This window comes from Qipengyuania nanhaisediminis (assembly GCF_900115585.1).
Taxonomy (GTDB): domain Bacteria; phylum Pseudomonadota; class Alphaproteobacteria; order Sphingomonadales; family Sphingomonadaceae; genus Qipengyuania; species Qipengyuania nanhaisediminis.
This window is the reverse complement of record NZ_FOWZ01000003.1, coordinates 248,402-272,207: the sequence shown is the minus strand read 5'-3', so window position 1 is coordinate 272,207 and position 23,806 is coordinate 248,402. Positions and strand designations below refer to the sequence as shown.

The 23,806-nt window shown below is 63.8% G+C and carries 24 protein-coding genes; 13 read left to right on the top strand and 11 right to left on the bottom strand.

Annotated elements, in window-relative coordinates:
• Positions 1 to 11 precede the first annotated feature (11 nt).
• A complete protein-coding gene (locus BM173_RS10125; protein WP_090480996.1) occupies positions 12 to 383 on the top strand; it encodes a VOC family protein in 372 nt (123 codons plus the stop codon).
• A gap of 46 nt (positions 384 to 429) precedes the next feature.
• Positions 430 to 1,098 (top strand): extensin family protein, encoded by a 669-nt coding sequence (locus BM173_RS10120; protein ID WP_090480993.1) that lies wholly within the window; start codon positions 430 to 432, stop codon positions 1,096 to 1,098.
• Positions 1,099 to 1,139: 41 nt separating this feature from the next.
• Here the strand turns inward: BM173_RS10120 and BM173_RS10115 are convergent, their stop codons facing one another.
• From BM173_RS10115 to BM173_RS10085, 7 genes are all read right to left on the bottom strand, one after another.
• On the bottom strand, positions 1,140 to 1,802 hold the full coding sequence (locus BM173_RS10115) for a response regulator transcription factor (RefSeq protein WP_342741978.1): 663 nt from the start codon (positions 1,800 to 1,802) through the stop codon (positions 1,140 to 1,142).
• Between the two features lie 100 nt (positions 1,803 to 1,902).
• Positions 1,903 to 2,652: a proteasome-type protease gene (locus tag BM173_RS10110; protein ID WP_090480990.1), complete on the bottom strand. Its 750-nt coding sequence runs from the start codon at positions 2,650 to 2,652 to the stop codon at positions 1,903 to 1,905.
• Between the two features lie 21 nt (positions 2,653 to 2,673).
• The gene (locus BM173_RS10105) at positions 2,674 to 3,489 is read right to left on the bottom strand and encodes a transglutaminase family protein (RefSeq protein ID WP_090480987.1); all 816 of its coding nucleotides are present in this window, start codon (positions 3,487 to 3,489) and stop codon (positions 2,674 to 2,676) included.
• Positions 3,489 to 4,433: an alpha-E domain-containing protein gene (locus BM173_RS10100; RefSeq protein WP_090480984.1), complete on the bottom strand. Its 945-nt coding sequence runs from the start codon at positions 4,431 to 4,433 to the stop codon at positions 3,489 to 3,491. The genes BM173_RS10105 and BM173_RS10100 overlap by 1 nt, the downstream gene beginning before the upstream one ends.
• Positions 4,433 to 5,860, bottom strand: a complete 1,428-nt coding sequence (locus tag BM173_RS10095; RefSeq protein WP_090480980.1) for a circularly permuted type 2 ATP-grasp protein — start codon at positions 5,858 to 5,860, stop codon at positions 4,433 to 4,435. Before BM173_RS10095 ends, BM173_RS10100 begins: the two co-directional genes overlap by 1 nt.
• Positions 5,861 to 5,937: 77 nt before the next feature.
• The gene (locus tag BM173_RS10090) at positions 5,938 to 6,654 is read right to left on the bottom strand and encodes an esterase/lipase family protein (protein ID WP_245755849.1); all 717 of its coding nucleotides are present in this window, start codon (positions 6,652 to 6,654) and stop codon (positions 5,938 to 5,940) included.
• A gap of 91 nt (positions 6,655 to 6,745) precedes the next feature.
• Positions 6,746 to 7,288, bottom strand: a complete 543-nt coding sequence (locus BM173_RS10085; RefSeq protein ID WP_090480977.1) for a DUF3617 domain-containing protein — start codon at positions 7,286 to 7,288, stop codon at positions 6,746 to 6,748.
• Positions 7,289 to 7,386: 98 nt separating this feature from the next.
• Here BM173_RS10085 and uvrB point away from each other — a divergent pair, with 98 nt between their 5' ends.
• From uvrB to BM173_RS10070, 3 genes are all read left to right on the top strand, one after another.
• Positions 7,387 to 9,582, top strand: a complete 2,196-nt coding sequence (uvrB, locus tag BM173_RS10080; RefSeq protein WP_090480974.1) for an excinuclease ABC subunit UvrB — start codon at positions 7,387 to 7,389, stop codon at positions 9,580 to 9,582.
• A 125-nt stretch (positions 9,583 to 9,707) separates the two neighbouring features.
• Positions 9,708 to 10,496 (top strand): class I SAM-dependent methyltransferase, encoded by a 789-nt coding sequence (locus BM173_RS10075; protein WP_090480972.1) that lies wholly within the window; start codon positions 9,708 to 9,710, stop codon positions 10,494 to 10,496.
• Between the two features lie 95 nt (positions 10,497 to 10,591).
• On the top strand, positions 10,592 to 11,131 hold the full coding sequence (locus BM173_RS10070; RefSeq protein WP_090480969.1) for a hypothetical protein: 540 nt from the start codon (positions 10,592 to 10,594) through the stop codon (positions 11,129 to 11,131).
• On the opposite strand, the gene BM173_RS10065 is transcribed toward BM173_RS10070, so the two are convergent.
• Positions 11,076 to 13,220, bottom strand: coding sequence for a protein-disulfide reductase DsbD family protein (locus BM173_RS10065; protein WP_090481571.1), 2,145 nt, complete (start codon positions 13,218 to 13,220; stop codon positions 11,076 to 11,078). The two genes, BM173_RS10070 and BM173_RS10065, sit on opposite strands and share 56 nt — an antisense overlap.
• On the opposite strand from BM173_RS10065, the gene BM173_RS10060 reads away from it, so the two are divergent.
• Complete coding sequence (locus tag BM173_RS10060; protein ID WP_090480966.1) at positions 13,195 to 14,409, top strand: FAD-dependent monooxygenase; 1,215 nt, start codon at positions 13,195 to 13,197, stop codon at positions 14,407 to 14,409. The genes BM173_RS10065 and BM173_RS10060 overlap by 26 nt on opposite strands.
• A gap of 1 nt (position 14,410) precedes the next feature.
• Here the strand turns inward: BM173_RS10060 and BM173_RS10055 are convergent, their stop codons facing one another.
• From BM173_RS10055 to hemC, 3 genes are all read right to left on the bottom strand, one after another.
• Positions 14,411 to 15,244, bottom strand: coding sequence for a hypothetical protein (locus BM173_RS10055; protein ID WP_318247352.1), 834 nt, complete (start codon positions 15,242 to 15,244; stop codon positions 14,411 to 14,413).
• 95 nt (positions 15,245 to 15,339) lie between these two features.
• Entirely contained in the window at positions 15,340 to 16,032 is a 693-nt protein-coding gene (locus BM173_RS10050) for a uroporphyrinogen-III synthase (protein WP_090480960.1), read from the bottom strand.
• Positions 16,029 to 16,958: a hydroxymethylbilane synthase gene (gene hemC / locus BM173_RS10045; protein WP_090480958.1), complete on the bottom strand. Its 930-nt coding sequence runs from the start codon at positions 16,956 to 16,958 to the stop codon at positions 16,029 to 16,031. Before hemC ends, BM173_RS10050 begins: the two co-directional genes overlap by 4 nt.
• Positions 16,959 to 17,006: 48 nt before the next feature.
• On the opposite strand from hemC, the gene tsaD reads away from it, so the two are divergent.
• The 7 genes from tsaD (at position 17,007) to BM173_RS10015 (ending at position 23,779) form a co-directional block, all read left to right on the top strand.
• Entirely contained in the window at positions 17,007 to 18,047 is a 1,041-nt protein-coding gene (gene tsaD / locus BM173_RS10040) for a tRNA (adenosine(37)-N6)-threonylcarbamoyltransferase complex transferase subunit TsaD (RefSeq protein ID WP_090480954.1), read from the top strand.
• A complete protein-coding gene (locus BM173_RS10035) occupies positions 18,044 to 19,036 on the top strand; it encodes an NAD(P)H-dependent glycerol-3-phosphate dehydrogenase (protein WP_090480951.1) in 993 nt (330 codons plus the stop codon). Before tsaD ends, BM173_RS10035 begins: the two co-directional genes overlap by 4 nt.
• Positions 19,033 to 20,529 carry a lipopolysaccharide biosynthesis protein gene (locus BM173_RS10030; protein ID WP_090480948.1) on the top strand — a complete coding sequence of 499 codons (1,497 nt, stop codon included), beginning with the start codon at positions 19,033 to 19,035 and terminating at the stop codon, positions 20,527 to 20,529. Before BM173_RS10035 ends, BM173_RS10030 begins: the two co-directional genes overlap by 4 nt.
• A gap of 191 nt (positions 20,530 to 20,720) precedes the next feature.
• On the top strand, positions 20,721 to 22,367 hold the full coding sequence (locus BM173_RS10025) for a vWA domain-containing protein (protein ID WP_090480945.1): 1,647 nt from the start codon (positions 20,721 to 20,723) through the stop codon (positions 22,365 to 22,367).
• Between the two features lie 64 nt (positions 22,368 to 22,431).
• Entirely contained in the window at positions 22,432 to 23,172 is a 741-nt protein-coding gene (locus BM173_RS10020; protein ID WP_090480943.1) for an OmpA family protein, read from the top strand.
• The gene (locus BM173_RS14870; RefSeq protein WP_263617722.1) at positions 23,172 to 23,303 is read left to right on the top strand and encodes a hypothetical protein; all 132 of its coding nucleotides are present in this window, start codon (positions 23,172 to 23,174) and stop codon (positions 23,301 to 23,303) included. Before BM173_RS10020 ends, BM173_RS14870 begins: the two co-directional genes overlap by 1 nt.
• A complete protein-coding gene (locus tag BM173_RS10015; RefSeq protein WP_090480940.1) occupies positions 23,300 to 23,779 on the top strand; it encodes a hypothetical protein in 480 nt (159 codons plus the stop codon). Before BM173_RS14870 ends, BM173_RS10015 begins: the two co-directional genes overlap by 4 nt.
• Positions 23,780 to 23,806: the final 27 nt, after the last annotated feature.

Genomic DNA, 23,806 nt, shown 5'->3' with positions numbered 1-23,806 from the left:
AGGAGGCCCACATGGCCAAGATCACGGGATTGGGCGGCGTCTTTTACGTGGTGAAGGACCCGGAAGCGACCCGCGCCTGGTATCGCGAAACGCTGGGCATCGACGGCGATTACGGACCGCAGCTAAACTGGAGCGAGGAGACGGGTGACAAACCCTATTCCCTGATCAGTCATTTCAAGGACGACCAGTATCTCAAGCCGGGGCGCGGTAGCTTCATGATAAACCTGCGCGTCGATGATCTCGATACCTTCGTCGCGCAGCTCAAGGACAAGGGTGTCGACGTGCTGGAAAGCGTCGACGAGGGTTACGGCAAGTTCGCCTGGCTGCTCGACCCCGACGGCGTGAAGATCGAGCTATGGGAACAGGTGCTCGCTCCCGAATAATCGGCGCGCTTGCCGCGTTCCAAACGTCGATGTAGCTTGCCGCTCCATGAGGATCGCAGCCTTTACAGCATTGCTTGGAGCTGCGGCGCTGGCTGGATGCGGCGCTGTTCCGGAACGCACGGGCGAAGCACCGTCCCGCCCGTCGGGATCGGCACAGGCCCTGCCCGAACCTAGCCGCGAGGCGCGGCAATGCCTCGCCGATCTCGGTAGCACGCGCGCACAATTCGCTCCCTTGCCCGACAAGCTCCAGGCCGGCGGCTGCTCGACGCGGAACACCGTTCGCCTCAGCGCCCTTTACGGAGATACAGGGCCGTTCGACGTTACCAATCTGACCGCCGTAGCCTGTCCCGTCGCCAAGGATTTTGCCGCCTGGGCACGCTTCGGCGTCGATCGTGCCGCGCGCCAGATCCTGGGAGCTGGATTGGAGCGGATCGAAACCATGGGCAGCTATTCCTGCCGCAATGTCGCGGGCACCAACCGATTGTCCGCTCATTCGCAAGCCCAAGCGGTCGACGTCTCGGGCTTCGTCCTGACGGATGGACGCAGGATCACGGTCCAAAGCGGCTGGAACGCTTCGCCCGAAGAGAGAAGGTTCCTGCGCACGGTCCATTCCAGCGCGTGCAAGCGCTTCGGGACCGTGCTGGGCCCCGACTACAACGCCGCCCATCGCGATCACCTGCACCTGGAATTCGGCCGCGGTTCCTTTTGCCGCTGACCCGCCTGTCGGTGCGACCCGCAGGCTCGTAAACAACCCGATCAGGCCGCGGAAATCTGTGCGCCGTCGAGATGCGCTTCGATACGCAGGCGCACCGCCTCGGCAGCGTGATGTGCGCCCAGCTTGTTCATCATGTTAGCCCGGTGGATTTCGACCGTTCGCGGGCTGATCTCCAGTTCGCGCGCAATCATCTTGTTGCTGCGCCCTTCGGCCAGCCAGTCGAGCACTTCACGCTCACGCGGGGAAAGGGACGCAATCCTGCTGCGCGCTTCGATCATCTTGCGCCGCGCTGCCCCGTAAGCCTCCGCTTCGCGGGATATCCGTGCGATAGCCTCGCTCAACCGGGCGAATTCGAAAGGCAGTCGAAGGTAATCGAGCGCCCCCGCCTTGATTGCCGCGACGACCCGCCCGGGCCGGGGATCGGCCGAAGTCCCGACTACCGGGAGCCAGATCCCTTCTGCCGCTAGGCGACGCAGGACGACCGCTACCGCTCCATGCCCCTCATCATCGCGCGCAAGGACGAGGCCGCAGGAAGGGGAGGACGCCAGCAGTTCGCCGACATCGGCATAGACTTCGCAATGGTGCCCCATGTCGAAGCCGATGTGAGCCTGCTGAGCACGCGCCCTGGTGGAGCCGTCTACGATGTGAAGGGTCTGTCGCTGTTCCATGCCGGTAATGCTGGCACCATACGGGACAATGCGCATTCCGGATGACTACGGATATGGATGCAAACCTTTGATGATATTGGGAACCGGCGGCAAATCAGCGCCCGGTTAATTGCTCCGGAATGGATGCTTTCCCTCGTCAGTCGTCGCCGTGGTAGAAGCTGTAATCGGGGAGCGAGTGGAACGCGTTCTTCAGCGCATCGCCCCAGCTGGACGAAATCGCCTGGAAATAGGGGTCATCATGGGTCACACGGTGCTGGTGTCCCGCTTCGAAGCTGTCGCGCTTGATGACCTGGAGGTCCAGCGGAAGACCCACGGACAGGTTCGCCTTTAGCGTGGAATCGAAACTGACCATCAGCAGCTTCACCCCGTCTTCGAGGCTCATCGTGCGGTCGTATCCGCGAATGATGATCGGGCGGCCGTACTTGGTCTCGCCGATCTGGAAGAAAGGGGTGTCGAGGCTCGCCTCGATGAAATTGCCTTCGGGATAGACCATGAACAGGCGCGGCTCCATGCCTGCGATCTGGCCGGCGACGATGATCGAGGCGGTAAAGCGCCCTCGCCCGCGATCGCCATTTGCACCTTGCCGATCTGCGATAATGTCGCGCAATAGCTTGCCGATCTCGGTCGCCACCTGGAACATCGTGGGCGATTTCAGGATCGCATTGTCACGGTCGTCGGGCTGTTTGCTGCGTTCTTCGAGCTGGCTGATCACGGCCTGTGTCGTCGCGAGGTTGCCGGCCGTCATGACGGTGATGATACGTTCGCCGGGCACCTGCCAGGTAAACATCTTGCGAAAGACGGAGATGTTGTCGACGCCCGAATTGGTGCGAGTGTCGCTCATCAGCACGAGGCCCTTTTCGAGCACCATTCCTACACAATATGTCATCTAGATCCCAAATCTTGCCGCTTATTGCTGCACTTGTTGCTGTTCGACCGAGACGTCGACCTCCAGCACCTGTTCCGCATTGCCGAAGCTTATCCCGGTAACCGGCGCTGCATCGCGGTAGTCGCGGCCCGTGGCAACCCTGACATAGCGCGCATCGGGGCTAATTCCGTTGGAAACGTCGAATCCGACCCAACCCAATCCGTCCACGAAAGCTTCCGCCCAGGCATGGGTCGCTTCCTGCTCGATCCGGTCGTTCATCATGAGGTAGCCGGAGACATACCGGGCGGGGATATCGAGTGCCCTCGCAATACCGATAAGGATATGCGCGTGATCCTGGCAGACGCCGGCCTTTGCGGCGAAGCTTTCTTCGGCAGTGGTTTGCGCAATGGTGGAGCCGACCTTGTATTCGACCTCTTCCAGGATGCGGCGCGAGATTTCGTGAAGCAGGTCCAGCTTCTCGTCCTCGCGATCTTCGAAATCCTTGAGGAACTTGCGAATGCCGGGCCCCGGGCGTGTCAGCGAGGTCTGCGACAGGAAGCTCCAGAGCGGCAGGTGGCCCGCATGGCGACCGATCACGCCCGCATGGTCGTGTGTGTCGACGGTGCCCTTGCAAGTGACGACCACTTCCTTGGTGCCCGGTTCGACCGCGATCAGGGTTGTCGTATTGTGGTGCTGGTCTTCGAATTGCAGCTCTTCATGAGCGTTTTCATATTCCATCGACCAGTCGAGGATCTCCTGCCCCTGCGTCTGCTTGGGGACCAGCCGCAACCGCTGCAGTGCATGGACGACGGGCTGGCCGAAACGATATCGTGTAGTGTGGCGGATCGAAAGGCGCATCAGGCAAGGAACCTGTAATCGGTGGAAATGGCTTCGGCGATGGCGGAATTGTCCTGCGTGAACTCAACGAGGAATTCGTGCAGGCCCTGGTCGAATATCTCCTCGATCGTAAGATCGGTGAGGCGCGTATCGGCATCGCGCATGAGCATGTTGCTTTGCCCTTCGGTGCCATGGAGCCTCGCCAGGGCGGCAAGATCGTCACGCAGCGCACAATAGCAGAACGCCAGGCTGCGCGGGAAACGGTCGTCAAGAATGAGAAACTCGCAAATGCCCTTCGCATCGATCTGTCCGGCATTGAGCCAGCGATAGGCGCGGTCGCCGGAAACGGAGCGCAGCACCTGGTCCCACTGGCCCGTATCGAGGCTGGAGCCGACATAGGATAGCGACGGCAACAGCAGGTAATATTTGATGTCGAGAATGCGCGAGATGCTATCGGCACGCTCGATAAATGTCCCTGCGCGCGCGAAATGATAGCCCTCGTCCCGCAGCATCGAACCTGCCAAGGCTCCATGTGCCAGGGTCCCTGCCCGCCGGATGGTGGCGACTGTGTCGAGGACGCGGTTTTCGGCCACCGGTTTCTTCAGCTGTTCGTCGATGACCAGCCAGTTTTCGTTGATGGCTTCCCACAGCTCCCCGCTGATGGCGTTGCGGGCCAGCCGCGCATTCTGACGGACCAGCCCGAACATCGCGAGGATGGACGACGGGTTCGCCTTGTCGCGCAGCATGAAGTTCCACACCTGGCTGCCGGTATACGTGCCGTGCTTGGCTTCGTAAGCGGTCCGCTGTCCGGCGGTCGAAATGACCGAGCGCCACTCCTCTTCTGCCGTTACCAGGTCGCGGGTCAGGGCCATGCGCATGCCGGCATCCAGCAGGCGCGCAGTGTTCTCCGCCCGCTCGAGATAGCGGAACATCCAGAACAATCCGTTTGCGGTTCTGCCCAGCATCAGTCTTTCAACACCCAGGTATCCTTGGTCCCGCCACCCTGGCTCGAATTCACGACCAGCGATCCCTCTTCGAGCGCGACACGCGTCAGGCCGCCTGGCGTGATGTCGATCTTGTCAGGCGAAACGAGGACGTAGGGTCGCAAGTCCACGTGACGCGGGGCGAGGCCTTTCTTCGTGTAGATCGGACAGGTCGACAGCGAGAGGGTCGGCTGCGCGATATAATTGGACGGGTTCTCGACCAGTTTCGCGCGGAATTTCTCGATTTCCTTCTTCGACGACGCAGGGCCAACCAGCATGCCATATCCGCCCGAACCGTGGACTTCCTTCACCACGAGTTCTTCCAGGTTGTCGAGGACGTATTTCAGGCTGTCCTCGTCCGCGCAGCGCCATGTTTCGACGTTCGGCAGCAGCGGTTTCTCGCCGGTATAGAACTCGACGATGTCGGGCATGAAGGAATAGATCGCCTTGTCGTCGCACACCCCTGTGCCCGGCGCATTGGCGATAGTGACGCCGCCGGAACGGTAGACGTCCATGATGCCCGGGACGCCGAGCACGCTGTCGGGATTGAACGTCAGCGGGTCGAGGAATTCGTCGTCTACCCGGCGGTAGATCACATCCACCGCCTTGTACCCGCTGGTCGTGCGCATCGCCACGCGGCCATCGACGACCCGTAGGTCGCTTCCTTCGACAAGCTCTGCACCCATCTGGTCGGCAAGGAAGGCGTGTTCGAAATAGGCCGAATTGTAGATGCCCGGCGTCAGGACCGCCACGACCGGCCGGTCGCCCGCAGCAGCGGGAGCGCAGGCGGCAAGGCTCTTCGCGAGGCGGCGCGGATAGTCGGATACGCTTTCGACAGGCACCCGCATGAAAAGTTCGGGATACATGGCCATCATGGTTTCCCGGTTTTCCAGCATATAGCTGACGCCCGACGGCGTGCGCGCATTATCCTCGAGCACGAAGAACTCATCCGGTCCGGTGCGCACAAGGTCGATGCCGACGATATGGGTGTAGACGCCGCCCGGCGGGGTGAACCCGACCATGTTCGGCAACCATGCCGCATTGTCGCGCAGCAGGCGTTGCGGCAGGCGTCCCGCGCGGATGATCTCCTGGCGGTGATAAAGGTCGTGCATGAAGGCATTGAGCGCACTGACGCGTTGCTCGATCCCCTTGGTCAGCTTGCGCCACTCGTTCGCGGTGATGATTCGCGGCACCATGTCGAACGGTATCAAGCGTTCTTCGGCCTCGTCTTCGCCGTAGACGTTGAAGGTGATCCCGGTCTTGCGGAAGTTCGTCTCCGCTTCGCGGTGCTTGCGCTTCAGGAGCCTCGCATCCTGTTCATCGTACCAGTCACAGTAGGACGAATAGGCATCGCGGACCGAGCCATCCGGCTCGCGCATTTCATTGAAGAAGTCGGCAGTGCCGCTCATGATCCCCCGGAAGTTGCAACGGACCACAGGACGCGGCCCTTCGCGGGGCGCAATGCCCCGCTCCAGAAACTAAAGGTTCAGGAGCGATCCAGTTCCGACAATAGCGCGGAAACGGCCTCATGAGTCAGGACGAAGCCCATGTGGGTGCAGCGCAAGGCCACCGCCCGATCGCGTTCGCCGGGCCTGCCGCAGGCCGATCTCGGGTGGACGATGCCATCGCGCGGCGACCAGAAGGCAACCGTTTCGACGGGCGGCTTTTCGCTGACCACGGTATCGATCTCTGGTTCGTCCACACGGTGGCCGGCAATCGCCTGGTAAGCGCGCCAGCCATTGTTCGCGCGCGGGGATCCGGAAAAGGGCGAACCCATCGTAATCACCTTGGCGATCTTGTCCGGATGCTTCTTCGCCAGTTCGCGCGCCATGACCCCGCCAAGGCTCCACCCGACCAGCACGATCGGCTCGCCGCGGCGATGATAGAGGTCGATGAGACGCTCTTCGACCTTGGCAAAGCGATCGGCCGTCGCGCCGAGATTATATCCCATGCCCCAGCGCTTCACCGTATGCCCTGCATCCTCGAGCGTGCGGGCCATCCAGCGCATCCGGATCGGGTGCGCACCGAAGCCTGGAAGCAGCATCACGCGCTTGGGATGCGTCGCAGGCGTTACGGTGAAATCTTCGAACCGGCGCTTCACCGGGTCCAGCGGCCAAAGGAATTCCTTGGCCAGCAGGAGCGCGCGTGGCCCGCGCGCATCGTCCGGGCTCGGCTCTGCGGCAAGCGCCAGCCTGCGGCTCATTTCCTCGCGAGTTTCCTGGAACGAAGGCGTTTGCATCATTCAGCAAGAATGCACGACGCCGATGGCGGTTTCCTGAATAGGTGCACGCGCCTCAGGTACAGTCGCCGGTACGGGTCATACCGACCTTCATGGTCACGCGCTTCGTCTCTTCGCTGCTTGCGACCGGTTCGACAGCCGTCATCGTCATCTCGCTGGCCGTCCCGGTCGACTGGCTGTCGATGGTGATCTTGGCCTCTCCCTCGCCTGCCTTGCAGGTCATCGCGGCCTGCATCCCGTCGGCATCCGAGGTCAGGCTGTCCATCGTGCAATCGCCGTTCTGCATCTGCTCGGCGATGCCGATCATGCCCTTGCTCGCTTCTTCTTCGGTGAGGCACCGCGCTGGGGCCGCATTTGCCATGGCACCCATGAATTCCTTCGCTTTGGCGACATCGCTTTCGCTCATGGACGGATCGACGAGTTCGACCAGCTCCAGGTTCATCTTGTATTCCCCCGCCTCCAGCGGCTTCACCTTGGCCGCTGCCGCTTCCACCTCGTCTGCCGACACGGTGCCATCGCCGTCGGTGTCAGCATCGCTGGAGCTGCCGCAAGCGGCGAGCGCGATGGTGGCAATGGCAAGGGTCAAGGTATTGCGCATGGAATTCTCCGCGTGATTGGTTGCGCGAGGCTAGCAGCACGCCGCGCTTGCGCAAGCCGCCGTTGCACCTGCCCCATTCGTTCCCCATATGTGCGCACATGTCAGAACTCGTTATCAGGCGCGGCCTCGAAGAACCCGACACCACAGGCGAGTTCGTACCGCACAAACCCGCGCGTCCCGAAAAATCGATGGGCGGCCGCAAGTTCAAGCTGGTCAGTGACTATACGCCCGCTGGCGACCAGCCGACCGCGATCAAGGAACTGGTCGCGTCCGCACGCGATGGCGAGAAAACGCAAACGCTGCTGGGCGTCACTGGTTCGGGCAAGACCTTCACCATGGCGAAGGTCATCGAAGAGCTGCAGCGCCCTGCCCTGATCCTCGCGCCGAACAAGATCCTCGCCGCGCAGCTTTATGGCGAGTTCAAAAGCTTCTTCCCGGAAAACGCGGTCGAGTATTTCGTCAGCTATTACGACTATTACCAGCCCGAAGCCTACGTGCCGCGGTCGGACACCTACATCGAGAAGGAAAGCTCGGTGAACGAGGCGATCGACCGGATGCGCCACTCGGCCACGCGCGCCCTGCTGGAGCGTGACGACGTCATCATCGTAGCCTCGGTTTCCTGCCTTTACGGTATTGGTTCGGTCGAAACCTATTCGGCCATGATCTTCGATATCAAGAAGGACCAGACGGTCGATCAGCGAGAGCTCATCCGCAAGCTGGTGGCCCTGCAATACAAGCGCAACGATGCCGCTTTCGCGCGCGGCAATTTCCGCGTGCGCGGCGATAACCTCGAAATCTTCCCGAGCCACTATGAAGACATGGCCTGGCGGATCAGCTTCTTCGGTGACGAGATCGAGGAAATCAGCGAGTTCGACCCGCTCACCGGCAAGAAGGGTGCCAGCCTCGACAAGGTGCGCGTCTACGCGAACTCGCACTACGTCACCCCCGGTCCGACAATGAAGCAGGCCTCCGAGGCCATCAAGTTCGAGCTCCAGGAGCGGCTCAAGGAGCTGCAGGAAGAAGGCCGGCTGCTGGAAGCGCAGCGGCTCGAGCAGCGCACCAATTTCGACCTCGAGATGATTGCCGCCACAGGCTCTTGCGCGGGGATCGAGAATTACAGCCGCTTCCTTACCGGACGCCTGCCGGGCGAACCGCCGCCCACCTTGTTTGAATATCTTCCCGAAAACGCGCTGCTGTTCGTCGATGAAAGCCACCAGACGGTGCCGCAGATCGGCGCGATGGCGCGCGGGGACCACCGCCGCAAAATCACGCTGGCAGAGTACGGCTTCCGCCTGCCGTCCTGCATCGACAACCGCCCGCTGCGCTTCAACGAATGGGACGCGATGCGTCCGCAGACCTTCGCGGTCTCGGCAACGCCCGGTTCGTGGGAGATGGAACAGACCGGCGGCGTCTTTGCCGAACAGGTCATCCGGCCCACCGGCCTCATCGACCCGCCGGTCGAGATCAAGCCGGTCGAAGACCAGGTCCAGGATTGCATCGAGGAATGCAAGAAGACCGCCAAGATGGGCTATCGAACGCTCGTCACCACGCTGACGAAGCGCATGGCGGAAGACCTCACCGAGTTCATGCACGAAGCGGGCGTGAAGGTGCGCTACATGCACTCCGACGTGGAGACGCTGGAGCGTATCGAGCTGATCCGCGACCTGCGCCTCGGCGTCTATGACGTGCTGGTCGGCATCAACCTCCTGCGCGAAGGCCTCGATATTCCCGAATGCGGCCTCGTGTGTATCCTCGATGCCGACAAGGAAGGTTTCCTGCGCAGCGAAACCTCACTCATCCAGACCATCGGCCGCGCCGCGCGCAACGTCGACGGGCGCGTCATCCTGTATGCCGACCGCATTACCGGCAGCATGGAACGCGCCATGGCGGAAACCGACCGCCGCCGCGAAAAGCAGCGCGCCTATAACGAAGAACACGGCATCACGCCGCAGACGATCAAGCGGCAGATCGCCGATATCGTCGCCGATACTGCCTCGCAGGATGGCGTCACGGTCGATACCGGCGATGACGAGCGTAACAATCTCGTCGGCCACAACCTTCGCGCCTATATCGAGGATCTGGAAAAGCGGATGCGTGCTGCCGCCGCCGATCTCGAATTCGAAGAGGCCGGCCGCCTTCGCGACGAAATTCGCCGGCTCGAGAACGACGAACTCGGCTTGGGCGACGAAGAAAAGAAGGCGCCACGCGTCGGACGCAGCGATGCAGGCAGGCCCGGGACGCGCAAGACGCGCTATGGCAAGACGCGCTACAAGCGGATGGGCGGCAAGCCCTAGGCCGGAGGGCGCATCCCGCCAGACTTCGACAAGTTACGCCCCCGTCTCGACCGGCGTACCGCGGCGTCCTTCCCACTTGCCGGTCGGCGGTTCATGCTCTCGCCATTGAACAAGGGGAGAGAACCATGAAATTGCCTATCGTCCTGACAGGAGCCTTGGCTCTGGCACTCGCGGCCTGCTCGCAAACGGCATCCGACGATGCCGGGGAAGTCGCCATGGCGCCGTCCCTCTCGACTGAAGAAATCAGTGCAGCCGTCGCCAACGACGCCCGCCCCGAGGCCGCCCGCGCGCTCGACGAGAGCCGCAAGCCGGCAGAAGTCCTTGCATTTTTCGGTCTCGAACAGGGCGATGACGCTGCCGACCTGATTTCTGGCGGAGGCTATTGGGCGGAAATCCTTGCGCGTGCGGTTGGTGAGGATGGCAGCGTGACTGCGCTCGAACCCGAACAGTTTTACAATGAAGAGGCGTGGACGGCGCTGGCCCAGCGTGAGCCCGGGATCGCCCTTGAACGCTACCGTTTCGAAGCGTTCGAGCCGGGCGAGGAACGGTTCGACTTTGCGATCATGAACCTCGTTTATCACGACCTCTACTGGGAATCTGAGGAATACGAGGTTCCCCGCTCGGAGCCTGCCGATTACCTCGACGCGCTTTATTCGATGATGCGCCCCGGCGGGATCGTGGGCGTAATCGACCATGTCGGCAACGCAGGCGATACTCGCGCCACAGTCGAGGAATACCATCGCATCGATCCGCAGGTCATTCGTGACGATTTCGCAAAGGCCGGCTTCGTCCTCGAAGCGGAAAGCGACCTGCTCGCCAATCCCGACGACACCCGCGAAATCAGCGTCTTCGATCCTTCGATCAGGGGCAAAACGGACCGCGTCGTTATGAAGTTCGTGAAACCCGCCGAGTAAGGTTTGCTGCGAAGCGTCGGCGCGGTGTGGCGAAGCTGTGAGGTTTCGTCGCTCCCGCGTTGACGCTCGCCCTCCCTTTCGCATAGCTGCGCGCCATGTTTCGCACCATCGCGCTGGGCGCGCTCTTGCTGGTCACGGCCTGCAAGCCCCCTGCATCAGACGAATATGTAACACGTGAACGCATCGCTGCGGAACGCGATGCACCGCGCGCCCCGATAGATTCGCCCGATACCGAGGGAGCCGTCTGGGCGTACAGCCAAGATCGCGAGCGCCTGCTCTACGGCAAGCCCGGTGCGACCCCGCTCATGGCCCTCGCTTGCGAGGACGGAGTACTGCGCTACACCCGTTTCGTGCAGGCCGATGCCCACGCCAAGGCGGTGCTGGCGTTGATCGGCAACGGCCATGTCGAACGTTTCTGGATCGATGCGGAGCAGGACGACGAGGCCTGGATCTGGCGCGGGCGCACCCCGGCGGACGATCCGCGGCTTGAAGTGCTGACGGGTCCGCGAACGGTGGAAGCCACGGTGCCCGGCGGCGGGTCGATCATCCTCAACCCCAGCCGCCTTCCCGCGCAATTCATTACCGACTGCGCGCCGATTCCTGACGGGCAAGATCCGGAAGAAGATCAGGCGTAAGCACCTGCGGCAATTGCCGCGCATCCCCGCCCGCCGGATACCACAGGTAGAGCGGCACACCGGCAGCACCCTGCTGAGACAGGAAAGCGGCGATGTCGTCGTCGCGGCGCGTCCAGTCACCGCGCATCGCGATGACTCCCGCTTCCTCGAACGCCGCGCGCGTCTCTTCGCGCTCGATCCCCACGCTCTCGTTGACCTTGCAGGTGATACACCAGTCGGCGGTAAACCAGACGAACACCGGCTGGCCGCTGGCGCGAGCCGCTGCGAGGTTCGCGGCCGAAAACTCCTGCGGGTCGAGAATGCTCTGCGTGCTATCGGCAACGGGTGGATCGTATGTCCGCACCATGCCGATCGCCGAGACTGCGGCCATTGCGAGGCCGATCAGCGCCGGCAGCGTCCTCGATTTTCCGGAAGCCTGGCTTTCCGGCGAGATCATTCCCGCGAAATAGACAAGGCCGGCCGCGATACCGGTCGCCGAAAGCAGGAACAGCCCTCCGCCGATGCGCCAGAGCAGCCAGCCGAGTGCAAGGACGGTCAATCCCATGGGCAGTGCCATCCAGCGCCGGAAGCGTTCCATCCAGGCACCGGGTTTCGGCAAACGCTTGCGGAACGCAGGCACGAACCCGACCAGCAGGAACGGAAGCGCCAGTCCGATGCCAAGCGCAGTAAAGATCGCGAAGCCCTCGATGGGTCGCAGCACCAGTGCAGCGCCCAATGCGAGCGCCATGAAGGGCCCTGTGCACGGCGTCGCCACGAAAGCAGCGAGCAGACCTGTTGCGAAGGATCCGCCCGAACTCGGCTTGCCGCCGGAAATGGCGAGGCCGGGGATGGCGAACAGGCCGAGGAGGTTCGCGGTGATCAGCGCGGCAAGCGCAAACAGGCTCGCCACGATGGCGGGCTCCTGCAATTGGAATGCCCAGCCGACCTGCTGACCGGCCGATCGAAGCAACAGGATCAGCGCGCCAAGTCCGGCGCAGGCCAGCACGACACCCGTAGTATAGGCGAGCGCATCGCGGCGGGCTGCGCCTTCGTCGCCCCCGGCCTTCGCCAGGGCCAGCGCCTTGAGGCTGAGGATCGGAAACACGCATGGCATGATGTTGAGCAGCAGGCCGCCGACGAGCGCCGCGATCACCAGCAGGCCGAAGGGAGGCGTTTCCCGAGGTCCCCGGAATGCCTTCACACCTTCCAGCGGCACATCTGCGGGCGTCGCCATGAAGCGCACGCCCTGCCTGTCTCCCAAGGCGAGTATCCCGTCGATACGAACGGGCGTGTCCGCGCTATCGCCCTTGGTCCGCTCCAGCGGCAGTTCGGCAACCAGCAGGTTGCCATCGCGGATCCATGTCTGCACGGCCGCATAATCGGGCCGCAAGCCATTGCCCAGAGAGGAATTTTCCAGGAAGAGGTGCAGCTCGCCAAGGTCCATCGAGGCTGGCAGCGGGATGCCGATGCGCAGGCGCTCGCCGGAAATCTCGAAGCCCGCCTCGCTGTCGAGCATAGGCGCGATCCGCCCGCGCCACTCGTCGAAATTGCCACCGCTCCGGGCGCGCAAGCCCGCATCCTGCGGCACGCATATCCGGTCGGTACAGGCGAGATATTCGACGAAGCCCGTGACCGGGGCGAGGTTCATGACCGCCGCATCCGGGCCGGGAGTGACCGGCACCAAAACGACGTATTCGCCCTCGAAGATGTGGTTCATCAACCCGCCGATAAGCAGCGTCTGCGGCACGGGATAAAGCGGCTTTCCGACTTGCCACCCGTCCGGAAGATCGAGCTGTAAGTCCATGCCCTGCCCCGCATCGCCGGGATTGGACCAGTAGCCGTGCCACTCCTCGCTCGACGGCGTGAAGCGCAGCGCAAGCAGCCACTCCTCGCCCGGCGTGGGTGCGCCATCGGCAAAAAGTTCGACCGAGATATTCTCGTCGCCAAAGCGCGCGGTGCGATCCTGCGCGATTGCGGCAGCGGGCAAAAGGCACGTGAGGGCAAGCAGGAAAGCGGCCAGCCGGGCCAGCGAGACGTCCATAATCCTTGCCAGTGTCACGCCGCCCGCTCTAGGGACCGTGACCATGACAGACAAGCGCGACTTGCTCATCCTCGGCGGCGGTCTCGTCGGCTCCACACTGGCGCTGGCAGCTGCGAAACAAGGTTTTTCCAGCCACCTGGTCGACCGGGCCGATCCCGCCGACCTGACCGCAGACGGTTTCGACGGGCGCGCGTCGGCGATCTCCACGGCTAGCTGGCGCCTGTTCCGCAATATCGGCCTGGCCGACACGCTGGAGCCCTATGGCTGCCCGATCGAGAGCATCGCCGTGCTCGACCAGATGAAGCCGGGCCGCATCGATTTCACGCCGGAAGAGCACGAAGGATCGCTTGGCCGGATGTTCGCCAATCGCGTCCTGCGCACGGCCCTGTTCGAAGCGGTGAAGGACGAAAGCCTCATCACCCTGCATGCCCCGGTCGACGTGGTCGATCGCCAGCGCGATGCTTACGGTGTCTCCGCTACGCTCGCCGACGGGCAGGTCCTGACCGCGGACCTGCTGGTGGGCGCGGAAGGCCGCAGTTCGCCCACGCGCGAGGATGCGGAGCTGAAAATGGCCAGCTGGGACTATTCCCACCGCGCGATCATCGTCGGCCTCGACCACAGCAAGCCCCATGGCGGCGTGGCATGGGAGATTTTCTATCCCGCTGGTCCCTTTGCCCTGCTCCCACTTCTTGACGGGCCTGAAGGACAGCATCGCAGCGCGCTCGTCTGGACGGTCGACGAGAAGGATGCGGCGGGCGTCCTCAAGATGGGCGAACGCGCTTTCCTGGCCGAAGTCCAGAAACGGATGGGCGATCTGCTTGGCGAGCTTTCTCTCAACAGCGCGCGCACGTCCTATCCGCTCAGCTTCCAGCACACCGTTCGCATCGTGGGCGAGCGCATGGCGCTGGTCGGCGACAGCGCACACGGCATGCACCCGATTGCCGGACAGGGCCTCAATCTGGGCCTGCGCGATGTCGGCGCATTGGTCGAGGTGCTGGGCGATGCCCGCCGTTTCGGCCTCGATCTTGGCGATATGCAGGTGCTCGAGCGCTACGAGAAATGGCGCGCGCTCGATTCCATCATGGTCATGGGCGCAACCGACAGCCTGACGCGCCTGTTCGGCGTTCCGGGGAAGGCCGCCAGCGCGGTTCGCCGTCTCGGCATGGCCGGGGTCCAGCGTTCCGGCATGCTGAAGAAGTTCTTCATGGACGAAGCGCGCGGCGTGTCGGGCGATGTGCCCGAATTGATGAAGGCCTGATCTACTCTTCGACCGGGCTCGGCTGTTCGATCCGGTTGCCTGCACCATCGCGCAGGCGGCGCGGTTCCAGCACCGCTGCCGTTTCGATGAGATCGAGCGCGCGCTGGGCGGAGGCATAGCGTTCCGCATCGCGCAGCCAGCCTTCGGCATTCACTGCGCCAGGCAAATTGCGCACTTCCGCAACGGCCGAGTCCGGACGGCCGCTTTCCAGGAACAGGCGTGCACGCTCCAGCCTTTGCTGGGGCTGCGGAGACGGGGCACTTTCACGGCGGATGGTGAAGAGCGAGCCCAGTTCGTCGGCGAAGCGCTCGAGGCTCGGCTTGCCCTCGCCCGATTGCAGGCTGGGCGCAAGGCCTTCGAGGCGGAAGATCAGCTGGTCCAGCGTCACCGGTTCGCGCGAAAAGGTCAGGATGGTGTTCACGGCATTGGGCAGCGCGTCGCCGAAGCGCAGCCGGAGCTGGTCGGCGAGATAGCCGAGTTCGGCACCCTTATCGACCGCACGGCGGGTAGCGAAAGCAATCAGCAGCCCTTCCGCGCGCGCCACGTTACCGGCGGCTGCCTGCGCCTGAAGGTCGAGGCGCGACAGGCGCTGTTCGGCGGCCGCCAGGCGCTGGTCGATACCGCCCTGCTGTTCCGCCACCCGTTCCACTGCCTCTGCAGCAGCCGCGCTTTCGCTGGCGCTGGGCGTGGGCGAAGGCTCGGCGCCATCGGCCGGTGTATTGTCCGCGATTTGCGCTGGTTCTTCGGTGGTTTCCGGCGCGGAATCCATGCGCCATGCGATGTAGCCCGCAACACCTGCGCCAAGGGCGAAAGCGCCGCCAACGGCAAGCAACATCGGGCGCATTCCTCCACGCGCACGCCGAGTGCTCGAAAACTCGTCCATCTTACTCCAATCCGCGACCCCGGGCGCCTCTCATAAAGGGCGCCATATCAATTGGACATGGTCTGACACAATTGCTCGGCCAAGGCCAGTAGCTCCGCATCGCGTGGCTGGTTTGCGATGTGGATGGATTTCCAGCCGTCGCCTGCAAGCTCTGCAATCCTTGGTCCCAATACGGCGAGAACGAGGTTCGAGCGGTCGATTTCAAGGCGTTGGCACTCTTCGAAAAGCCGCTTGGCAGCTTCACCCGAATGGAGCAGGACCACGCCGCCCAACCGCATCAGGTCGGCGATCTCGGCGGAGACATCGAGCGGCTGTGTGCGATAGACTATGCGCGTATCCAGCTTCATTCCCTCGGGCCCCTGCAGCTCGACATGCGCTTCGCCCGCAAGACGCAGCATGTGGCGCTCGCCCGGCTTCATTGTGTCGAGCAGGGCCTGCAGCCCGCCGGAGCCCGTGCGCGCTACCATGTAGCCCTTTTCGCGTGCGCCTTCGGCAGTCGCTTCGCCGACCGCGTAGACCGGCAGGGAAGTCAGCCGCGTGAGGTGGGTGCCGCCGTGCCGGAACACATTCGAACTGCCGACGAGCAACCCGTCATAGTCATCCGCCTTGGGCGTGCCCCATTCCACCGGCTTCACTTTGAAGAGCGGGCAGCCCTTCACGTCCAGCCCAAGCGCCTTCGCCGTTTCCAGCGTAACCGATAGGCCCGGCTCGGGACGAAAGACGAAGACCCGGCAGGTCATTCCATATGTCCGAAATTGGCCGCAACTTCCGGCGGTGCATCGTCCAGCAGCGTGCGCGCCAACTCGCCCGGTGCCGCAAGGTCGTCGCAAGCGAAACTGGCAGTGCCTTCCACGCGCTGGCTGCCATCCGGGCTGAAGATCGCTGCGCGCATGGTCAGGCGATCACCGGTGCGGGTGGTGAGGACGGCAATCGGGCTGTGGCATGTGCCGCCGAGGCCCTGGAGCAAAGCACGTTCGGCAAGCACCTCGTCACGGCTTTCAGCGTGGTTTACCTGCGCCAAGGCGTCGCGCGTGCGCTCGTCGCTGGCCCTGCATTCGATACCGATTGCCGCCTGTGCCGGTGCCGGAAGCCAGACTTCGGGGTCGAGCCTCGTGCCGACATTGTCTTCGCCGAGACGGGAAAGGCCCGCTGCAGCCAGAAAAGTCGCATCCGCCTCGCCAGCCTCGAGCTTTGCCATGCGCGTCGCCACATTGCCGCGAATGCCCACGACCTGGAGGTCGGGCCGTGCGTGAAGCAATTGGGCGGCGCGGCGCGGCGCACTGGTGCCGACCTTCGCGCCCACCGGTATATCCGCGAGGGACGCGGCGCCCAGCAAGACATCGGCCTTGTCCGCCCGCGGCAGGATCGCGCCGATGGCGATCTCGTCGGGACGGATGGTCTCTACATCCTTCATCGAGTGCACGGCGGCATCGATACGCCCTTCGGCGAGCCACAGGTCGAGTTCGCGCGTCCACAGCGCCTTGCCGCCGATTTCGGCGAGCGGGCGGTCCTGTATCTTGTCGCCGCTGGCGATCACGGGGACCAGTTCGACCGCGCCGACATCCCAGCCATGGGCGGCGCAGAGCCGGGCGCGGGCCTCCTCTGCCTGCGCCATGGCAAGCGGCGAACGGCGGGTTCCAAGGCGAAGGATGGACGTGTCTGGCATATCGGCGGCTTGCCCTAGCGAGCGAGACCGCTAAGGGAAAGCGAAGTTATGACGCTCGTTCTCGGCATCGAAAGTTCCTGCGACGAAACCGCAGCCGCGCTGGTCGATGGCGAGCGGCGCATTATCGCCCAGCGGATCGCCTCGCAGGACGAGGAACACGCGCCCTTCGGCGGCGTGGTGCCGGAAATCGCCGCGCGCGCCCATGCCGAACGGCTCGCCCCCATGATCGAGGGCGTGCTTGCAGATGCAGGCGTAACGCTGGCCGATTGCGATGCGATTGCCGCCACGGCGGGACCCGGCCTGATCGGCGGCGTCATGGTCGGCCTCGTGAGTGCCAAGGCACTTGCCATGGCGAGCGATACGCCGCTGATCGCGATCAACCATTTGGAAGGTCACGCGCTGAGCGCGCGCCTTGCCGACGCAGAGCTGGCATTTCCTTACGCCCTGCTGCTCGTTTCCGGTGGTCATTGCCAGATCCTGCGCGTCGACGGGGTCGGCGAATATCGCCGGTTTGCCACCACCATCGACGATGCCCTGGGCGAGGCATTCGACAAGACTGCAAAGATCCTGGGCCTCGGATTTCCGGGCGGCCCGGCTGTCGAACGGCTCGCGAAAGAGGGCGATGAAAGCGCAGTCCCCCTGCCCCGCCCCATGGTCGGCAGCGGCGAGCCGCATTTCTCTTTTGCCGGGCTCAAGAGCGCGGTCATGCGCGCCCACCAGTCCGGGACATATGCCGCAGCCGACATCGCCGCCAGCTTCCAGAAGGCGGCCGTCGACTGCGTGATCGACCGGCTATCCATCGCATTGGAGGCAATGGGCCGTACCGATACGCTGGTCGTTGCTGGCGGCGTGGCTGCCAATGCGACGGTGCGCGCGGCGCTGGAGGAACTGGCCGAGCGCCATTCGATGCGCTTCACCGCTCCGCCGCCCAAGCTGTGCACCGACAATGCCGCGATGATCGCCTGGGCCGGTGTCGAAAGGCTCGCCATGCATGACTTCCAGCCCGACCCGCTCGATATTGCCGCGCGCCCGCGCTGGCCGCTCGATCCGCAGGCAGAGCCAGTGCGCGGTGCAGGAGTGAAAGCATGAGCAGCGTAGGGGTTCTCGGAGCCGGTGCCTGGGGCACGGCACTGGCACAGATGCTGGCGAGCGATGGCCGTGCGGTGAAAATCTGGGCGCGCGAGGAAGAACTGGTCGACGAGATCAATTCTGCGCACACCAACTCGCTCTACCTGCCGAGCGCCAGCCTGAACGAGCGGATCACCGCCACCAGCGATCTTGCCGAAATGGCGGCTCTCGATGCGCTGCTCGTGGTGACGCCGGCCCAGCACATGGGGTCGGTCCTTGCGGCTATGCCCTCGCATCCGTCCGACCTGGTGCTGTGTTCCAAGGGGATCGAGGCTGGCAGCGGCAGGTTGATGAACCACGTGGCGAAAGAGACGGCCCCGGACAGCGCGATTGCAGTGCTTTCCGGCCCCACCTTCGCGCATGAGGTCGCCGCAGGATTGCCGACCGCCGTGACGCTCGCGTGCGGCGGCGGTGCAGAGCAGTGGGACCGCCTGTCCCCGCTTATCGCACGGCCTGCCTTCCGGCCCTATTATTCCGACGATGTCGTTGGCGCCGAGATCGGCGGCGCGGTGAAGAACGTGCTGGCGATCGCCTGCGGCGTGGTGGACGGCCTCGGCCTTGGCCAGAACGCGCGCGCGGCTTTGATTGCCCGCGGCTATGCCGAAATGCTGCGCTTCGGGGAGGCGCTTGGCGCGCGGGCCGAAACGCTCGCCGGATTGTGCGGGCTCGGCGATCTCGTGCTCACCTGCTCTTCCACCTCCAGCCGCAATTTCTCGCTCGGCAAGGCGCTGGGCGAAGGGGAAAGCGCCGACACGTTGATGAGCGACCGGCGCACCGTGGCAGAAGGCGCGCACACCGCGCCCGTGCTCGTAGAACTTGCCGCGCGCCAGGGTGTCGCCATGCCGATCGTGACGGCCGTCTACGACCTCCTTAAGGGAGACGAGCCAAAGTCGGTGGTCGAAGGCATCCTCGCGCGGCCGCTCAAGGCCGAACAGGGCGACGCGGGATGACTGCCGCTGGAAATGACGAAGACCTGACCGCCATCGCCAAGGGCGGAAGGCAGAATTTCATCGGCTTCCTGCTGCGCCTGCTGGCGCGCCTGCCGTTCCTGTTCATCGCCGGTCGCCTCTACGGCCCCGAGGCGCTAGGCCGCTTTGCATCGGCTCTCGTCGTGGTCGAACTCGTCGCACTGATGTGTTCGATGGGCGAAAAGCGCGGGCTCGCACAGCGACTGGCCGATGGCGAGGAGGGAACGCATCCTGCAAACCTCGTCTACGACGGCATGTTGCTGGCAATCGTCTTTTCCGCGCTGGCAGCCGCGTTCTTCTGGCTGGTTCCCGCGCCTCTTTTCCCGAGCGGAGAATTCACGGAACTGGACCGCCTGATCGTGCTGGCCATCCCCGGCTACGCCCTGACGGAGATCGTCCTGGCGGCACAGGCGTACAAATACGATATCGCCACCACCGTCCGCGCACGGGCCGTGGTCGAGCCATGGACGATCTCGATCATGGCCGGTGTCTTCTATTTCGTGCCGGCCCTGTCGGATTCCGGCCTCTCGCTCGCCTATCTGGTTTCGATCTACGCGGGCCTTTTCACCGGCCTCTACGCCTTCTTCCGCAGCTACGGGCCGCCGAAACACTGGCGTCCGGAACTCGGATATATGCGCAAGGTGACGGCCCGGGCACTGCCGCTGGCGACGGCCGATGCCATCGAGTGGGGAACGCGCCGCCTCGATATCTTCATCCTCGGCCTGTTTGCCGCGCCTGCGGCAGTCGGCGTCTATTACATTGCCCAGCAGGTCGCGAGCCTGCCGCAAAAGCTCAAGACCAGTTTCGAGCCGATCCTGGGGCCGGTGATCACCAAGAACCTGAAGACTAAGAACTATGCGGCCATTGCCAAGCAGGTCTGCCAGGTCGGGTTCTGGATCATCGCGGCACAGGCGGGAATCGCACTGGCGCTGGGCGTACCTGGCGAAGCGGTGATGGGCCTGGTCGGACCCGAATTCGTCGGCGGTACGGGTGCGCTGGCGTTCCTGCTTGCGGCAGAGGTCGTGGCGGCAACCGCCGTCGTGTCCGAAGCCGTGCTGATCTACGTCGCTCGCGGCCGCAACCTCGCTATCTCGGTCGGGACCATCGCATTCCAGGCGGCGCTGACCATTACGCTGATCATGCTGGTCGAACGGCTCGGCTATGGCGAACCCTTCAAGGCCGCCGCAGCTGCGCTCGCCCTGATGATCGCGCTCGGTGTCGCAAGCCTCGTTAAGGCGCTGCTGCTGACCCGCATCCTCGGCCACCCGATCAACAATTGGCGCTGGGCACTGCTCTACGCGGTCGCCCCGGCGGTGCTCGTCGGCTGGCTGGCGACGCAGCTTCCCGAGTGGGCAGAACTCGCCTTTGGCGTGCCGGCGATCCTGCTCACTTATGGTTTTGTGATCTGGAAACGCGGCTTCGGGCCCGAAGATCGGGTCCTGTTCAAGAGAAATAAGGCAGAAACGCCCGAATAGGGCCCACTCTGCCTCATTTCTCAATACTTCCATAAAATCAGCAATTTAGAACTCGTCAAGGGCGCTTCGCGCTGCCCTCAACGCACACTTGGATTGACTCTTGCCCCATTTTCGCCACATTCTTGCCTTGTTGATGCCTCAATTTATGTAATAACATCACATAGGGAGAGCGAATCGTGGAGAGGAATAAAATGGACAACACAACCCGCATGGCCGGAGGCTCGCTTGCCTTCGTTTCGACTGCCGCCCTCATGATGGCCCTCGCCGGGTGTGAAGGCGTCAAGGATGGCAGCGAAAAGCACGAGCGCGTCACGACAGTCGACATCGAAGCACCTGCCGAGATGGGCGTGGCTTACGAAAGCGCGGAGATGGCCATGGCCCCTCCCCCACCGGTTTCCGTGGCCGCGCCCTGGATTGGCGATCACGACATGATGATCCCGCCCGAAGACCGCGAACGCTACGCCGGAGAAGAAGTCTCGCCGATCAGGGTCACCGCCAATGAGCCGGTTTCGACCTTCTCGGTCGACGTGGACACCGGTGCTTATGCCAATGCGCGCCGGTTCCTGACGATGGGCCAGCTGCCTCCGCAGGATGCCGTGCGGACCGAGGAGATGATCAACTACTTCCGCTATGACTATGCTGCGCCCGCAGATCGCAGCAAGCCGTTCTCGGTGACGCTGAGCACGGCGGCCAGCCCCTGGAACGAGGAGGCCAAGCTGGTCCGCGTGGGCCTGCGGGGATACGACCTGCCGCGTAGCGAACGCCCGGCGGCAAACCTCGTGTTCCTTGTCGATGTATCGGGTTCGATGGACAGCCCCGACAAGCTGCCTCTGGTCAAGCGCGCGCTGTCCGGCCTCGCCTCTGAAATGAGCCGCGACGACAAGGTTTCCATCGTCGTTTACGCCGGCTCCACCGGCGTAGTGCTCGAGCCGACCAGCAATCCTGCCAAGGTGCGCGCGGCGCTTGCCCGGCTGGGCGCAGGCGGCTCCACCGCTGGCGCGGCCGGACTGGACCTCGCCTACTCCATGGCGGAGCAGGGCTTCATCGAGGGCGGCGTCAACCGCGTGATCCTCGCCACCGACGGCGATTTCAACGTCGGCATGTCGGACACCGATGCCCTGATCGACAAGATCGAGAAGAAACGCGACAGCGGCATCACGCTGACCACGCTCGGCTTCGGGACCGGCAATTACAACGAAGCCATGATGGAGCAGATCGCCAATCACGGTAACGGCAATTACGCCTATATCGATAGCGCGCTAGAAGCGAAGAAGGTGCTGCGCGACGAAATGAGCTCGACGCTTTTCACCATCGCCAAGGACGTGAAGATTCAGGTCGAATTCAATCCCGCGGTCGTCAGCCAGTACCGCCTGATCGGATATGAGAACCGAGCGCTCCGGGAAGAGGATTTCGCAAACGATCGGGTCGATGCAGGCGATATCGGTGCCGGTCACCAGGTGACGGCGCTTTACGAAGTGATCCCCACGGGCGCGAAGGGCTGGATCGGGGAGCGCCGCTATGCAGGCAATCGCGGCAAAGCCAAGGCGGGCGATGCGAACGAGGCCGCCTTCGTCCAGTTGCGCTATAAGCTTCCGGGCGGCTCCAAATCGAAACTGCTACAGTATCGCCTGCCTGCCAAGCGACTGGCCACACAGCGCCTGCCGCAGGGAGATTTCGCTTTTGCCGCAGCCGTGGCTGCCTATGGCCAGAAACTGCGCGGCGACGAGCTTCTCGCCGACTATTCCTGGGACGATGTGGTCCGCCTTGCCGGGCGTCAGCGTGATTTCTGGCGGCAGGAATTCGTCGAACTCGCCCGCACGGCCGAAGCCCAGACGTAAGTCTGCGCATAGCGCGCGCCGTGGGCCTTGCACCCCTGCGGCGCGCGGCTAGAAGGCGGATGTCATGAACGCCCGCCCAGCCCTTGCCATCTCTCTTGGTGCCGCCCTCGTCGTGGCGCTCGGCTATGTCGGCAGCCAGCCTGGCGCAGAAGCGCTGGCGCAGCGCCTCGACGAACGGGCGAAGACCGCGATTGCCGAAGCGGGCTACGAACCGGTCACCGCGCGTTTCGAAACGAAGCAAGGCGCTCCGATCCGTCACCCCATGCTTTCGGGCGGCGAGAATCTCGACGAAGGAACACGGGATCGCGCCGCCAAGCTGGTCGCGGGATTGCCGGGCGTCGGCGGTATCAGCTGGGAAGACGGCTGGGCTAATGCCTCGGCGGGAGAGATCGATTTCGAGCCGCTCCACTGCCAGGACGATGTCGAAACCCTGCTGCGCACGCGTTCCATCCGGTTCGAGGAAGGCAGCGCCGCATTGCTCGACACCAGCAATATCCTGATTGGCGAAGTGGCCGATGCGCTGCGCCCGTGTCTTGGCTCGATCATCGCGATCATCGGCCATACCGACCGCAGCGGCAGCGAAGAAACGAACCTTGCGCTCAGCCAGGATCGCGCCCGTGCAGTGCGGGAAGCCCTTGTGCGCCGGGGCATTCCGCGCGACGGGTTGCGCGCCCGCGGGGTCGGATCCGCCGAACCTGTCGAAGGGCTGGAAGCGGACGATCCCGCCAATCGCCGCATCGAATTTTCCGTCATCCGCATCGAGCCGGTGACCCCCACCCCTGTCGATACGCCGGGACCACGCTGATGCCGATCTGGCTGGAAACCACTTCCCTGATGCTGGCCGCCTACGGGCTTGGCCTTGCCATCGGATGGGTGATCTGGGGCCGCGCGCCCGATCCCTCCCCCACTGAACAAAGCCAAGAGGAAACGTCATGAGCGAATTGGTCGCCGAACAATGGCCGCTGATACTGGTCGCACTGCTGATCGGTATCGTCGTTGCCTTCTATCTCTTCCGCTCTACCCGGCGCACCCGCGTGACCGGCGCGAAGAGCGACGTGCTCGACGAGGGCGCAGACAAGGCCCATCGCAATGCCGCGCTGATCGACAGCGCACCCGCCGCGGCGAAGGATCCCGCCGTGCCGACCACCCCTTCCGTCGCCAAGGGCACCGGCGGCGATGACCTGACCCGTATCAAGGGCGTGGGCCCCAAGCTTGCCGCCACGCTTGGCGAACTCGGCGTTACGCGGTTCGACCAGATCGCGGCGTGGGACGATACCGAAATCGAGCGTGTCGATGCACAGCTCGGACGCTTCCAGGGCCGCATCCGCCGCGATGACTGGGTCGGCCAGGCAGCGCTACTGGCAGGCGGCGATACCGAGGCGTTCAAGCAGAAGTACGGCTCCACCGCCTGACCGCGGGAACCTTTTCTTCCGTGCGCG